The following is a 14,027-nucleotide window of genomic DNA, read 5'->3' on the forward strand; positions in this document are numbered from 1 at the left end:
ATGTTTAATAAAGTTACGAAAACCTTCCAGTACGGTCAACACACGGTCACCCTGGAGACGGGTGAAATCGCGCGCCAGGCCAGCGGCGCCGTCGTCGTGTCGGTCGAGGATACCGTCATCCTGGCAACCGTGGTTGCCAAAAAAGACGCCAAGCCGGGCCAGGATTTCTTCCCGCTGACCGTCGACTACATGGAGAAAACGTACGCTGCGGGTAAGATCCCTGGCGGTTTCTTCAAGCGTGAAGGCCGTCCTTCCGAAAAAGAAACGCTGACCTCGCGCCTGATCGACCGTCCGATCCGCCCGCTGTTCCCGGAAGGCTACCTGAACGAAGTCCAGGTCATCATCCACGTGCTGTCGGTCAACCCTGAAATCGATCCGGACATCCCATCGATGATCGGCGCTTCGGCTGCCCTGTGCATCGCCGGCATCCCGTTCGCCGGTCCGATCGGCGCCGCGCGCGTCGGCTACGCGAACGGCCAGTACATCCTGAACCCGACCACCACCGAGCTGAAGACCTCGCAGATGGACCTGGTCGTGGCCGGCACCGAAACCGCCGTCCTGATGGTGGAATCGGAAGCCCAGCAACTGTCCGAAGAAGTCATGCTCGGCGCGGTCGTGTTCGGCCACGAGCAAATGAAGGCCGTGATCGACGCGATCCACGACCTGGTCGCCGAAGGCGGCAAGCCGGAAGTCGAATGGGCGCCGGCGCCAAAGAACGAAGAACTGATCGCCCGCGTCGGCGAACTGGCCGGCGCCAAGATCCGTGACGCCTACCAGACCCGCGAAAAGTCGGCCCGCCAGCAGAAGCTGAAGTCGCTGTCGTCGGAAGTGATGGCCGAGCTGTCGGCACAAGGCGTTGCCGCCGATGCTGGCGACGTCGGCAATATCCTGTTCGACATGGAAGCCAAGGTCGTGCGTTCGCAGATCCTGGACGGCGAGCCACGCATCGACGGCCGCGACACCCGCACCGTGCGTCCGATCTCGATCCGCTCGAGCGTCCTGCCGCGCACCCACGGCTCGGCCCTGTTCACCCGCGGCGAAACCCAGGCACTGGTGGTCGCCACCCTCGGCACCGCCCGCGACAGCCAGAAGATCGACGCGCTGATGGGCGAGTACACCGACGACTTCATGATGCACTACAACATGCCTCCGTTCGCCACCGGCGAAACCGGTCGCGTGGGCACCCCGAAGCGCCGCGAAGTCGGCCACGGCCGCCTGGCCAAGCGCGCGCTGGTCGCCGCACTGCCCAACCCTGAAGATTTCAGCTACTCGGTGCGCCTGGTGTCGGAAATCACCGAATCGAACGGTTCGTCGTCGATGGCCTCGGTCTGCGGCGGCTGCCTGGCGCTGATGGACGCCGGCGTGCCGATGAAAGCGCACGTGGCCGGCATCGCCATGGGCCTGATCAAGGAAGGCGGCAAGTTCGCGGTCCTGACCGACATCCTGGGTGACGAAGACCACCTGGGCGACATGGACTTCAAGGTGGCCGGCACCGCGCAGGGCATCACCGCGCTGCAGATGGACATCAAGATCCAGGGCATCACCAAGGAAATCATGCAGGTGGCGCTGGCCCAGGCAAAAGACGGCCGCCAGCACATCCTGGCCGAGATGCAGAAGGCCATGCCGACCGTGAAGACCGAGCTGTCGGACTTCGCACCGCGCCTGATCACCATCCGCATCAATCCTGAAAAGATCCGTGACGTGATCGGCAAGGGCGGCGCCGTCATCCGCGCGCTGACCGAAGAGACCGGCACCCAGATCGACATCACCGACGAAGGCATCGTGACCATCGCCTCGGTCGACGCCGCCGCCGGCCAGGAAGCCAAGCGCCGCATCGAAGAGCTGACCGCATCGGTCGAAGTGGGCAAGACCTACGACGGCACCGTGCTCAAGCTGCTGGACTTCGGCGCGATCGTGCAAGTCATGCCGGGCAAGGATGGCCTGCTGCACATCTCGCAGATCGCCAACGAGCGTGTCAACGCCGTTGCCGACTACCTGAAAGAAGGCCAGCAAGTGCGCGTCAAGGTCCTCGAGACCGACGAGCGCGGTCGTCTGAAGCTGTCGATGAAGGCGGCTGATCCTGTCGAAGGCGCGGCGCAGTAATCAAGCTGCAAGCAAGTGAGCGGTTCGCCGCTCGATGAAAAAACCGCCAGTGCGTGAGCCTGGCGGTTTTTTCATTCAGCGTTCAGTATTGCGCACGCCCAATCTGTAACATGCGGACCCGAGAATAATGGAACCTGACTTTTTCTGCTTCCGGAGAAACCATGCCGATACAGTCAGCCCTTGCGTTGTTCAATCAGCTCACGGAGCAAGAACGAGCTTACTTGCGATCGCATCCACATCACGTGCCTGTCATCATGAGGGCGCGCGAATTTGCACAGAGTGAGGCCAGGCGGCTGTTTTCGATCAGCGGCCATAACGACCATTCGGACGCTTTTCGCCATTGCTTGTGGTCTGCACAACTGGCACGCGATATCGGAATTACCAAAGCGCGCCTCTACACGACGGCGCATGAATCGTCCCTAAGGAACCCGCCGAAGGAACGTGCGATGGATTTGCATAACAACAGCATTGGCTTGAATATTGGTGCGTCGAAGCAAACGAACGAGGCGCTCAGCAGGCGCTGTATGGCAGCGCTGAAAACTGGTCAACTCAAGACCCTGCAAGTGAAATGACGATGCGAACCTCAGCCGTCCTCGTGCTGACCATTCTTTTCCTGCAAGGCTGCACGCAAAGGTCTGTGGAAGAACAAAGCCGGGCCTTCGGCAATGACGAGTTCACGCCGAAGGCATGGGCCGCCGCGGATCGGCTGGGGCGTGGCCGGATGCTGGCTTCCTTCCTGCGCCAGTATCCGGTGAAAGAACTCAGCGCAGACCAGGTCAGGGCACTGCTGGGGCAATCGACGGGGTATGCCGATTATGACGAAAACCTCGCCTATTTCGTTGGCCCGTCCAATGTCGAGAGCGAATACGGCAAGGGATACTTGCTGATATTCGTGACGGACAAGAAGACAGGCCGTATTCAACAGCTGCGATTGGTCCCGTCCGTCGAAGAGTGACTGGCCAGGCGTGCATGCGTCAGCGGGCCATCGCATAGGATATCGCATCGTCATGTGTCCAGATTTGCACTCACGGCCAGCTCCTTCTGCGCCGTCAGCCGCGCCAGACGATCGGTCAGCGCCGCATGAATCGACTCGTACGCAGTCGACCCCAAGGTAATTCTGCGCGGCGCCGGCGCCTGGTCGGTCGAATCGATCATGATCTCCACCATCCGCACCGGATCGCCCGTGAGCTTGAAACTACCGTCGGCCAGCGCGCGCCGCACCCCGCCCGACGGCGTATCGGCATACTCGTCCATCGCCGGCGCCGCATCGAGACCGGCCGCGAAATTGGTCGGCGTCGGCCCCGGTTCGGCCAGGATGAATTGGATCCCGAACGGCGCGACTTCCTGCGCCACCGATTCCACGAACCCTTCGATCCCCCACTTGGTCGCGTGATAGACGCTGAAGTTCGGATAAGCCATCTGGCCGCCCTCGGATGAAACCTGGATCACCCGGCCGCCGCCCTGCTTGCGCAGATGGGGCAGGGCGGCGCGGATCAGCCCGATCGATCCGAGCAGATTGGTATCGAGCTGGCGCTTGACCTGCGCGTCGCTCAGCTCCTCGGCCGCACCGAACAGGCCATAGGCCGCATTGCTGACGACGACGTCGATGCGCCCCAGCTCCGCGAAGGCGCGCGCCATCACGCTGCGCATCGCCTCGTGATCGAGGACGTCGAGCTGCGCCACCCACAGTTGATCGGGATGGCGTTCCTGCAGCTCGGCCAGCGCGGACGGATTGCGCAGGGTGGCGGCCACGCGGTCACCCCGCGCCAGCAGTTGTTCGGTCATGATGCGGCCGAAGCCGGTCGAGGTGCCGGTGATGAACCAGGTGCGTTGCATGGTCGTTCTCCTTGTCTTGGTGGTCGCCTTATGGCTGCCTTGAAAACAGAATAGACGAACGCATTGCTGTTATCATCCCTCCAATCCCGCATGCATTAGTGAAGGATCGCCATCAATGTCCCAGCCCGACCTCGACAGCCTGCGCGCCTTCGTGGCCATCGTCCACCGCCGCAGCTTTCGCAAGGCCGCCGACGAACTCGGGGTTTCTCCCTCGACCCTGAGCCACATGATGCGGGTGATGGAAGAAAAGCTGGGCGTACGCCTCTTGCACCGCACCACCCGCAGTGTGGCGCCGACCGAGGCCGGCGAACACTTCCTGCGCCGGCTCGAACCGGTGCTGCGCGAACTGGGCGCCACTCTGGAAGACGTCAACGGCTTTCGCGAGCGGCCCGGCGGCGCCTTGCGCATCAACACCGCCGAACCGACGGCGCGCTGGCTGCTGCAGCATGCGGTGCCGGTGTTCCAGGAGCGTTATCCGGAGGTGTCGCTCGACCTGTTCGTCGAGAATGGCCTGGTCGACATCGTCGCCGCCGGCTTCGATGCGGGCGTGCGCCTGCTGGAGGCGGTCCCGCAAGACATGCACGTCGCGCCGTTCGGCGCGCCGGTGCGCTTCATGCCGGTCGCATCGCCCGCCTACCTGGCGGCGCGCGGCACGCCGCAGACGCCCGACGACCTGCACCGGCACCAGTGCATCCGCATGCGCATGCAGAGCGGGAAAATCTACCGCTGGGAATTCGCACGCCATGGCCAGGCCTTCGCGCTGGACGTGCCGGGCGCCTTGATCCTGAACCAGGTCGGGCTGATGATGGAGGCCGCGCTGGCGGGACGAGGGATCGCCTATGTGCCGGACACGACCGTGCGCGATCATTTGCAGGAAGGTCGCCTGGTGCCCTTGCTGCAGGACTGGTGCCAGCCATCGTCCGAGCTGGCGCTGTACTATCCCGGTCATCGCCACGTGCCGGCGGCGCTGCGCGCCTTCATCGAGGTGCTGCAAGAGGTGTACGCACCGGCGTGAGTTTCGGACCGAATTCCTTATGCGATATGCGGGAATCGCAGCGAACTGCACGAATGTGCTTGACCCTGTAGCGGCTACAGGGTATTTAATAGCTGGTAGCAAAAATTGGCCGACCGGCCCTGCGCTACCCGACCACCCTGACGCAATGCGACGCCTGATCCTGATCCTCCTGCTGCTCATGATGCCACTCCAGGCCGCCTGGGCCGCCGGCGCTCCGTATTGCAGTCATGACGAACAGACCATGCATCCGGGGCACCACGTCCACAAGCATCCGCCATCGAGCAACCAGGATCAGGATGATGGAACCCGGGACGAGCATTGCGACGATTGCGACGCCTGCCACCACCTGTCGGCCAGCGCGGTCCTGTCCGCGCAACCCAATCTCCCCTTGCCCAAGGGCGCCCCGCACATGCGCGGCGAATTGCGGCGCTACGTTTCCCACGTTCCCGACCTGATTCCTCCGCCAGACCGGCCGCGCCGCGCCTAAGGCGGCGGGAACCTCATCGGCGTCGCCTCGTGCGGCGCATCGCTTGCCCCGCCGGACATCCACCCGTTCGGAGCATCATCATGAAACATCGTTTGACACCGCTGCTGGCGGCGCTCGCGCTCGCCTGCGGGTTTGCCAGCGCTTCGGCCGCGGCATGGTCGGCGCCATTGACCCTGGAAGCGGCCATCGACCTGGCGCTGCGCGCCAATCCGACCCTGCGCGCGGCCGGCAGCGAAGTGGCGGCGCAAGAGGGCGCGCTGGCCCAGGCCGGGGCGCTGCCCAATCCCGAGCTCGAGCTGCTGCGCGAAGGCGAAGGCAGCAGCAGCCGCACCACGACCGCCACCTTGAACATTGCCATCGAACTGGGCGGCAAGCGCGCCGCGCGGGTCGAGGCGGCGCGCCAGGAAGGCGCGCTCGCCGCCATCGCACTGGAAGCGGAACGGGACAAGGTCCGCGCCGATGCCGCCGCCGCCTTCCACGACGTCGTCGCGGCCCAGGAGCGCGAGCGCATGGCCCGCGAGCTGGTGGCGCTTGCCGGTCGCGCGCTGGCCGCCGCCGGCAAGCGGGTCGAGGCCGGGACCTTGTCTCCAGTCGAGGAGACCCGCGCCCGCGTGGCCCAGGGCAGCGCCCGGATCGAGGCGCTGCAGGCGGGGCGCGACCTGGAAGGCGCGCGCATCCGCCTGGCCGCCCTGTGGGGCGGCGACGCGCGCCAGTTGAGCATCCATGCGCCGCAGGCCGCCGCGTTGCCCCCGGCGGCGCCGCTGGACCAGCTGCTGGCGCAACTCGACCGATCGCCGGCCATGCGCCATGCGCGCGCCCAGGTGGGGCAGCGCGAGGCGCTGGCCCGGCTCGAGCGCGCGCGTCGCACGCCCGACGTCAACGTGATCGTCGGCGCCCAGCGTGAAGGGCCGGACACCCGCAACCGCGCAGTGCTCGGCCTGTCGGTGCCGCTGCCGCTGTTCAACCGCAACGATGGCGCCGTGCTCGATGCACTGCGCCGGGTCGACAAGGCGCGCGACCAGCAAGACGCCGAAGGCGTGCGCCTGCGCGCCGAGCTGGCGCAGGCCCATGCGCGGCTCACGGCGGCGCTGGCCGAATGCGCGCTGATCTCGACCGAGATATTGCCCGGCGCAGAAGACGCCGAGCGCTCCGCCAACCGCGGCTTCGAGCTCGGCAAGTTCGGGCTGATCGACGTGCTGGACGCCCAGCGCGTGCTGGCCCAATCGAAGAACCAATACCTGAACGCCGTCGCGGAGAGTCATCGCGCGGCGGCCGATATCGCACGGCTGCTGGGACACGCAGCCGTCCAGGAGAATCCATGAACAAGCAGCAAAGCAAGGTCATCGCCATCATGCTGGCGATTGCCATTCTGATCGCCGCCGTCGTGCTGGTGCGCGACCGCGCCCCAGCCGGTGTCGAGGAACACGGTCATCAAGAGGAGCGGGAACACGCGGACGAGCACGGCCAAGAAGGGCACGCGGACGACGGCGTGATCCGCTTCACCGACAGCCAGGTCGGCGTGGCCGGCATCACGATCGCCACCGCCGGCCCGGTCCACCTCGACACCTTCATCCGCATGCCGGGCCAGATCGCGCTCAACGAAGATCGCACCGCCCACGTGACGCCGCGCGCCGCCGGGGCGGTCAGCGAGGTCAATGCCACGCTCGGCGAAAAGGTGCGCAAGGACCAGGTCCTGGCCAGCATCGCCAGCGCCGAGGTCGCGGCCCAGCGCGGCGCGCTGGCGGCGGCCGAGCGCCGGCTGGACTACGCGCGCAAGGTCCATGCGTCCGAACAAATGCTGTGGGAAGAACAGATTTCGCCCCGCCAGGACTTGCTGCGCGCCGAACAGGAACTGAGCGAAGCGCAGATCGCCGTCCAGAGCGCGCGCCAGCAACTGCAGGCGCTCGGCGCCGTTGACGCCGGCTCGTCGAACCTCCTCGGAATCCGGGCGCCGTTCGACGGCGTGATCGTCGAAAAACACATCACGATGGGTGAAGTCGTCGGCGCCGACACCCGCGTGTTCACCCTCACCGACCTGTCGACCGTATGGGCCGACGTGGTGGTGCCGGCGCGCGACCTCGAGATCGTCCGGGTCGGCACCGACGCCGTCATCCGCTCGATCGCCTCCAACACGACGGCGCCGGGCAAGGTGTCCTACGTCAGCTCGCTGGTGGGCGAGGAATCGCGCTCGGCCAAGGCGCGGGTGGTGCTCGACAATCCGGGCGCGGCCTGGCGGCCGGGGCTGGCGGTGAACATCGACATCGTCACCGGGTCGAGCGACGTGCCGGTGGCGGTGGCGCGTGAGGCAATCCAGACGGCGGACGGGCGGCAAGTCGTCTACAAGCGGGTCAAGGCAGGCTTTGTCGCGCAGCCGGTGGCCACCGGCCGCTCCGACGGGCGTTTCGTCGAGGTCACGGCCGGGCTGCGTGCGGGCGAGGCCTATGCGGCCGCCGGCAGCTTCGCGGTCAAGGCGGAGCAGGGCAAGGCGGAGGGCAGCCATGAACATTGAGACCTCGTCCGAACCTTTGATCAAACCATCGACGCTGTTCGACCGCCTGATCGCGACTGCGATCGCGCGCCGCTGGCTGGTGATGCTGGCCGTGCTGGCGATGGCCGGCATCGGCGTCTACAACTACGGCCGCCTGCCGATCGACGCGGTGCCCGACGTGACCAACGTCCAGGTCCAGATCAATACCGCGGCGCCGGGCTACTCTCCGCTGGAAACCGAGCAGCGCATCACCTATCCGGTCGAGGCGGTGCTGTCGGGCCTGCCGCACCTGGAGCAATTCCGCTCCCTGTCGCGCTACGGCCTGTCGCAGGTGACGGTGGTGTTCGAGGAGGGCACCGACATCCACTTCGCGCGCCAGCTGGTCAGCCAGCGCCTGCAGGACGCGCGCGAAGGGCTGCCCCCCGGCGTGATCCCGACGCTGGGCCCGATCGCGACCGGCCTGTCCGAGATCTACCAGTGGACCGTGGAGACCGAACCGGGCGCCAGGAAGCCGGACGGCACGCCCTATACGCCGACGGACCTGCGCGAGATCCAGGACTGGATCATCAAGCCGCAACTGCGCACCGTGCCGGGCGTCACCGAGATCAACTCGATCGGCGGCTTCGACAAGGAATACCTGGTGGCCCCGAACACGGCCACCTTGTCGTCGTATGGGCTGGAACTGGCCGATATCGTGAACGCTTTGGCGCGCAACAACAGCAACGTCGGCGCCGGCTACATCGAGCGCGAAGGCGAGCAGTACCTGGTGCGCGCGCCGGGCCAGGCCGCGTCGATCGACGACATCGGCAATATCGTCGTCACCAGCATCCGCGGCATCCCGGTGCGGGTGCGCGACGTGGCCGAGGTGACGATCGGTCAGGAGCTGCGCACCGGCGCGGCCACCGAGAATGGCGTGGAGGTGGTGCTCGGCACCGTGGTGATGCTGATCGGCGAGAACAGCCGCGCGGTGTCGAAAGCGGTCGACGCGCGCATGCTCGAGATCAACCGCAGCCTGCCGAAGGGCGTCAAGGCCGTCACGGTCTACGATAGAACCGTGCTGGTCGAACGGGCCATCGCCACGGTGCGCAAGAACCTGGTCGAGGGCGCGATCCTGGTGGTGGCGGTGCTGTTCTTCTTCCTTGGAAATTTGCGCGCGGCGCTGCTCACCGCCATGGTGATCCCCTTGTCGATGCTGTTCACCTTCAGCGGCATGGTGGCCAACCAGGTCAGCGCCAACCTGCTCAGCCTGGGGGCGCTGGACTTCGGCATCATCGTCGACGGCGCCGTGGTGATCGTCGAGAACTGCGTGCGGCGCCTGGCCGCCGCCCAGCACCGGCTGGGACGCATCCTCACGCGCGAGGAGCGCTTTTCCGAAGTGTTCGAGGCGGCGCGCGAGGCGCGCCGGCCGCTGATCTATGGCCAGCTGATCATCATGATCGTCTACCTGCCGATCTTCGCCCTGACCGGCATCGAGGGCAAGATGTTCCACCCGATGGCGTTTACCGTGGTGTTCGCGCTGCTGGGCGCGATGATCCTGTCGGTGACCTTCGTGCCGGCCGCCGTGGCGCTGTTCATCGGCCGCTCGGTGACGGAAAAGGAAAGCCGGGTGATGGGCGCCGCACGGCGCTGGTATGCGCCGGCGCTCGACTATGCGCTGGCCAACCGCGCCGTGATGCTGGTGTTCGCGGCCGTGGTGATCGCGCTGGCCGCCCTGATGGGCACGCGCTTGGGGACGGAGTTCGCGCCGAATCTCGACGAGGGCGACATGGCGGTGCTGACGATGCGGGTGCCGGGCACGAGCCTGACCCAGTCGGTCAGGATGCAGCAGCAGATCGAGACGACCCTCATGCGCGAGTTCCCCGAGATCGCGCGCGTGTTCGCCCGCATCGGCACCGCCGAGATCGCGTCCGACCCGATGCCGCCCAGCGTGGCCGACAGCTACATCATCTTCAAGCCCGAGAAGGAGTGGCCAAGGGTTGGAAAAGGCGCGAGGCGTTCGCGCGCTGAAGTCGAAAGCGCGATCCGCACGACGCTCGAGGGCCTGCCCGGCAATAACTACGAGTTCAGCCAGCCGATCCAGCTGCGCGTGAACGAACTGGTCTCGGGTGTGCGCAGCGACGTCGCCGTCAAATTGTTCGGCGACGACCTGGACGTGCTTGGCGCCACCGCGGGCGAGATCGCCGCCGCCCTGCGCCGGGTGCCGGGCGCCAGCGAGGTGCAGGTGGAGCAGACCAGCGGCCTGCCGATGCTGCAGATCCGGGTCGACCGCGAGCGCGCCGCGAGGATGGGCCTGAACATCGGCGACGTGCAGGAAATGATCGCCACCGCCACCGCCGGCCGCGCCGCCGGGACGCTGTTCGAGGGCGACCGCCGCTTCGACATCGTGGTGCGCCTGCCGGAAGCCGTGCGTGGCGACATCGACGCGCTGCGCCGGTTGCCGGTGGCGCTGCCGGGCAGTATGGAAGGCACGCGCAGTTTCATCGCCCTCGGCGAGATCGCCAGCTTCGAGGTGGCGCCGGGGCCCAACCAGCTCAGTCGCGAGCAGGGCAAGCGCCGGGTGGTGGTCAGCGCCAACGTGCGCGGGCGCGACATCGGATCTTTTGTGGCCGAGGCCCGGGAGCGCATCGCCCGCGAGGTGCGCATCGCGCCTGGCTACTGGATCGCCTGGGGCGGCCAATTCGAGCACCTCACCCAGGCCGCCGAGCGCCTGCGCCTGATCGTGCCGGCCTCGCTGCTGCTGGTGTTCGTCCTGCTCTACCTGGTGTTCAACAATGTGCGCGACGGCTTGCTGGTGTTCACCGGCATCCCGTTCGCCCTGGCCGGCGGCGTGGCGGCCCTGTGGGCGCGCGGGATCCCGCTGTCGATTTCGGCGGCGGTCGGCTTCATCGCCCTGTCCGGGGTGGCGGTGCTCAACGGCCTGGTGCTGATTTCCTTCATCCGCAGCCTGCGCCAGGACGGCATGGCGCTGCCGGACGCGGTGCGCCAGGGCGCGCTGGCGCGCCTGCGGCCGGTCCTGATGACGGCGCTGGTGGCTTCGCTCGGCTTCGTGCCGATGGCGCTGGCGGTCGGCACCGGGGCCGAGGTGCAGCGGCCGCTGGCCACGGTGGTGATCGGCGGCGTCCTGTCGTCGACCGTCCTGACGCTGCTTTTATTGCCGGTTTTGTATGAATGGACGCATCGCGCGCGACCCGCGCGGGGCACCTGGCCATCCGTGCGCGCGTTTTTCCGCCGAAACAGTGAAAATATCCCATAGACAACCGTGCGCCACGTATTGCTCTATATGAAAATGGTATAGTTGGATGTTTAACAGAATTTTGTCCGCGCCGGCGGAAACAGACGGGGCCAGGCGCGGCGCCAATCACTATTTCAAGGGATAAGACAGATGAGCATGAAGGATTACGCGGATCGCATCAGCCAGACAATCCTGGACCAGGAGGCCGCCATCGGCGCCGAATGGCTCTCCCAGCTCGAAGCGCTGAGCGTGCGCAGCAACGCCGCCGCGCGCGAGCAGCTGCGCTCGCACTGCAACCAGTTCCTGAAATCCTTCGCCGCCGCCACCCGCAGCGGCGAACTCGAAAACATCGACCACCGTTCGTGGGACGAGCTGCGCGACTTGCTGAGCGAGATCTCGTCGACCCGCGCCAAGTCGGGCTCGACCCCGAGCGAGACCGCCATCTTCGTGTTCTCGCTCAAGCAGCCGCTGTTCGCGCGCCTGCAGGCGACGTTCGCCGGCGACGCCGAAGGCCTGGCCGCGGCATCGTGGGTCGTCAATACCCTGCTCGACAAGCTGGGCCTGTACACCATCGAGGTGTTCCAGAAGACCAAGGACCAGATCATCGTGCGCCAGCAGCAGGAGCTGCTGGAACTGTCCACGCCGGTGGTCAAGCTGTGGAACGGCATCCTGGCGCTGCCGCTGATCGGCACCCTGGACTCGGCCCGCACCCAGGTGGTGATGGAAAACATCCTGCAAAAGATCGTCGACACCGGCGCCATGATCGCCATCATCGACATCACCGGCGTGCCGACCGTCGACACCCTGGTGGCCCAGCACCTGATGAAGACCATCGCCGCCGCGCGCCTGATGGGCGCCGACTGCATCATCAGCGGCATCCGCCCGCAGATCGCGCAGACCATCGTGCACCTGGGCGTGAACCTGGAAGACGTGATCACCAAGGCCACCCTGGCCGACGCCTTCCTGGTGGCGCTCGAGCGCACCGGCGCCTCGATCACCATCAAGCACGCCTGAGGCCAGCGCCATGGAACGCATTCCGATCCTGCGCATGGGCGACCTGCTCCTGGTGACGATCCAGGTCGACATGCATGACCGTCTCGCCATGCAGCTGCAGGACGACCTGACCGAGCGCATCGTGAGCGACGGCGCCAAGGGGGTCCTGATCGACATCTCGGCGCTCGACCTGGTCGACTCCTTCATCGGCCGCATGATCAGCAACACCGCCGCCATGGCGCGCGTGCTCGACGCCCGCACCGTGGTGGTCGGCATGCAGCCGGCGGTGGCGATCACCCTGGTCGAACTGGGCCTGACCCTGCATGGCGTGAAGACCGCGCTGAATGTCGAGAAGGGCATGGCCCTGCTCGGAAAGAGCTACAGATAATGGTCGACGCGCATACCGATGCCGTCCTGTTCGAGACGCATCTGCTCGATCATCACCGCCAGCAGCGCACCGGCCGGTTGACCCTGCCGCTGCGTTCGGACGAGGACGTGGTGGGCCTGCGCAAGCAGGTGCGCGAACGCGCCGTGGCGCTCGCGCTGTCGCTGGTCGACCAGACCAAGCTGGTGACGGCCGCCAGCGAACTGGCGCGCAACACCATCAAGTACGGCGGCGGCGGCGAAGTCCACCTCGACGCGCTCGACGACGGCCTGCGCAAGGGCATCGGCCTGCTGTTCGTCGATGCCGGGCAGGGCATTCCAGATATCGACAGCGCCCTGCGCGATGGCTTTACTACCGGAGGCGGTTTGGGCCTGGGCCTGGGCGGCTCCAAGCGCCTGGTCGACGAGTTCGACATCGACAGCCGTCCCAAGGAGGGCACCGCGGTGCTGATCGTCAAATGGAAGCGCTGATCAGTTCCCAGTCACCGCAGCACGTGTTCGCCGTATCCCACGCCAGCGACGTCGCCGCCGTGCGCCGCGCCGGACAGAAGCTGGCCGAGTCGCTGGGTTTCAACGAGACCCGCGCCGGCCAGCTGGCCCTGATCATCACCGAAGCTGCCACCAATATCCTCAAGCACGCCGGCGAAGGCCAGATCCACGTCGGCCCGGCGCAGTCGCCCGCCGGCATCGGCGTCGACGTGCTCGCGCTCGACCGCGGGCCGGGCATCGTCGACCTGGCCAGCAGCCTGGTCGACGGCGTCTCGACCGCCGGCACCGCCGGCACCGGCCTGGGCGCGCTGCACCGCCTGTCCGACGAATTCGACGTGTATTCGACGCGCGGCGACGGCGCCGCCTTCTTCATGCGCCTGTGGCGCGACGTGCCCGGCCCCGATCCGTGCGGGGTCGAAGTGGGCGCGCTGTGGAGCCCGATCCGGGGCGAGGACGTGTGCGGCGACGGCTGGGCGGTCGCCTGCGCCGGCGGCGGCGCGACCCTGCTCGCGGCCGACGGCCTAGGCCACGGTCCGGACGCCGCGCGCGCGGCCAATGCGGCGATCCGGGCGCTGGACGAGCGCGGTCCGATCGCGGCGGGAGAGCTGGTGCATGCGGCGCACGAGGCCTTGCGGCCCACGCGCGGCGCGGCGCTGGCGGTCGCGCGCATCGATTTCGCGGCCGACGAGCTGCGCTTCGCCGGCGTCGGCAATATCGGCGCGTTGGCGATCGACGATACGCGCCGCGCGCTGGTGTCGCACAACGGCATCGTCGGCCACAACGTGCGCAAGGTGCAGGAGTTCGCGGTGCCGTTCGGTCCCGGCGCGCTGTGCATCCTGCATTCGGACGGCATCGAAACCCGCTGGGACCTGGACAAGTACCCGGGACTGCAGGGCCGCAGCCCGGCGCTGATCGCGGCGATCCTGATGCGCGACTACATCCGCGGCCGCGACGACGCGATGGTGCTGGTGGTGCGCCGCATGGCGGGGCGCGCATGAGC

The 14,027-nt window shown here is 66.9% G+C and carries 13 protein-coding genes; 12 read left to right on the forward strand and 1 reads right to left on the reverse strand.

The features are described from left to right. The 3 genes from pnp (at position 1) to LO55_RS14510 (ending at position 3,058) form a co-directional block, all read left to right on the forward strand. Complete coding sequence (gene pnp / locus LO55_RS14505) at positions 1–2,103, forward strand: polyribonucleotide nucleotidyltransferase (RefSeq protein ID WP_071361992.1); 2,103 nt, start codon at positions 1–3, stop codon at positions 2,101–2,103. 161 nt (positions 2,104–2,264) lie between these two features. Further along, entirely contained in the window at positions 2,265–2,675 is a 411-nt protein-coding gene (locus LO55_RS26365) for a DUF6973 domain-containing protein (RefSeq protein ID WP_005666367.1), read from the forward strand. Then, positions 2,672–3,058, forward strand: a complete 387-nt coding sequence (locus LO55_RS14510) for a hypothetical protein (RefSeq protein WP_071361993.1) — start codon at positions 2,672–2,674, stop codon at positions 3,056–3,058. The genes LO55_RS26365 and LO55_RS14510 overlap by 4 nt, the downstream gene beginning before the upstream one ends. A 50-nt stretch (positions 3,059–3,108) precedes the next feature. On the opposite strand, the gene LO55_RS14515 is transcribed toward LO55_RS14510, so the two are convergent. Beyond that, complete coding sequence (locus LO55_RS14515; RefSeq protein WP_071361994.1) at positions 3,109–3,939, reverse strand: SDR family oxidoreductase; 831 nt, start codon at positions 3,937–3,939, stop codon at positions 3,109–3,111. Positions 3,940–4,054: 115 nt separating this feature from the next. Between LO55_RS14515 and LO55_RS14520 the strand changes: the two genes are divergently transcribed. The 9 genes from LO55_RS14520 (at position 4,055) to LO55_RS14560 (ending at position 14,025) form a co-directional block, all read left to right on the forward strand. Continuing rightward, positions 4,055–4,954, forward strand: a complete 900-nt coding sequence (locus tag LO55_RS14520) for a LysR family transcriptional regulator (RefSeq protein ID WP_071361995.1) — start codon at positions 4,055–4,057, stop codon at positions 4,952–4,954. Between the two features lie 145 nt (positions 4,955–5,099). Next, on the forward strand, positions 5,100–5,441 hold the full coding sequence (locus tag LO55_RS26370; RefSeq protein WP_005666373.1) for a DUF2946 family protein: 342 nt from the start codon (positions 5,100–5,102) through the stop codon (positions 5,439–5,441). An 80-nt stretch (positions 5,442–5,521) separates the two neighbouring features. Further along, positions 5,522–6,763, forward strand: a complete 1,242-nt coding sequence (locus tag LO55_RS14530) for a TolC family protein (protein WP_071361996.1) — start codon at positions 5,522–5,524, stop codon at positions 6,761–6,763. Then, positions 6,760–7,950: an efflux RND transporter periplasmic adaptor subunit gene (locus LO55_RS14535; protein WP_071361997.1), complete on the forward strand. Its 1,191-nt coding sequence runs from the start codon at positions 6,760–6,762 to the stop codon at positions 7,948–7,950. Before LO55_RS14530 ends, LO55_RS14535 begins: the two co-directional genes overlap by 4 nt. A 34-nt stretch (positions 7,951–7,984) precedes the next feature. Beyond that, positions 7,985–11,182 carry an efflux RND transporter permease subunit gene (locus LO55_RS14540; protein WP_083415595.1) on the forward strand — a complete coding sequence of 1,066 codons (3,198 nt, stop codon included), beginning with the start codon at positions 7,985–7,987 and terminating at the stop codon, positions 11,180–11,182. A gap of 129 nt (positions 11,183–11,311) precedes the next feature. Then, positions 11,312–12,175 carry an STAS domain-containing protein gene (locus LO55_RS14545; RefSeq protein ID WP_071361999.1) on the forward strand — a complete coding sequence of 288 codons (864 nt, stop codon included), beginning with the start codon at positions 11,312–11,314 and terminating at the stop codon, positions 12,173–12,175. Positions 12,176–12,185: 10 nt separating this feature from the next. Then, positions 12,186–12,542: an STAS domain-containing protein gene (locus LO55_RS14550; RefSeq protein ID WP_005666383.1), complete on the forward strand. Its 357-nt coding sequence runs from the start codon at positions 12,186–12,188 to the stop codon at positions 12,540–12,542. Continuing rightward, positions 12,542–13,009, forward strand: coding sequence for an anti-sigma regulatory factor (locus LO55_RS14555; RefSeq protein ID WP_005666385.1), 468 nt, complete (start codon positions 12,542–12,544; stop codon positions 13,007–13,009). The genes LO55_RS14550 and LO55_RS14555 overlap by 1 nt, the downstream gene beginning before the upstream one ends. Then, positions 12,997–14,025 carry an ATP-binding protein gene (locus LO55_RS14560; RefSeq protein ID WP_071362000.1) on the forward strand — a complete coding sequence of 343 codons (1,029 nt, stop codon included), beginning with the start codon at positions 12,997–12,999 and terminating at the stop codon, positions 14,023–14,025. The genes LO55_RS14555 and LO55_RS14560 overlap by 13 nt, the downstream gene beginning before the upstream one ends. Positions 14,026–14,027: the final 2 nt, after the last annotated feature.

It is taken from the genome of Massilia timonae (genome assembly GCF_001866515.1).
In the GTDB taxonomy this organism is placed as follows: domain Bacteria; phylum Pseudomonadota; class Gammaproteobacteria; order Burkholderiales; family Burkholderiaceae_D; genus Telluria; species Telluria timonae.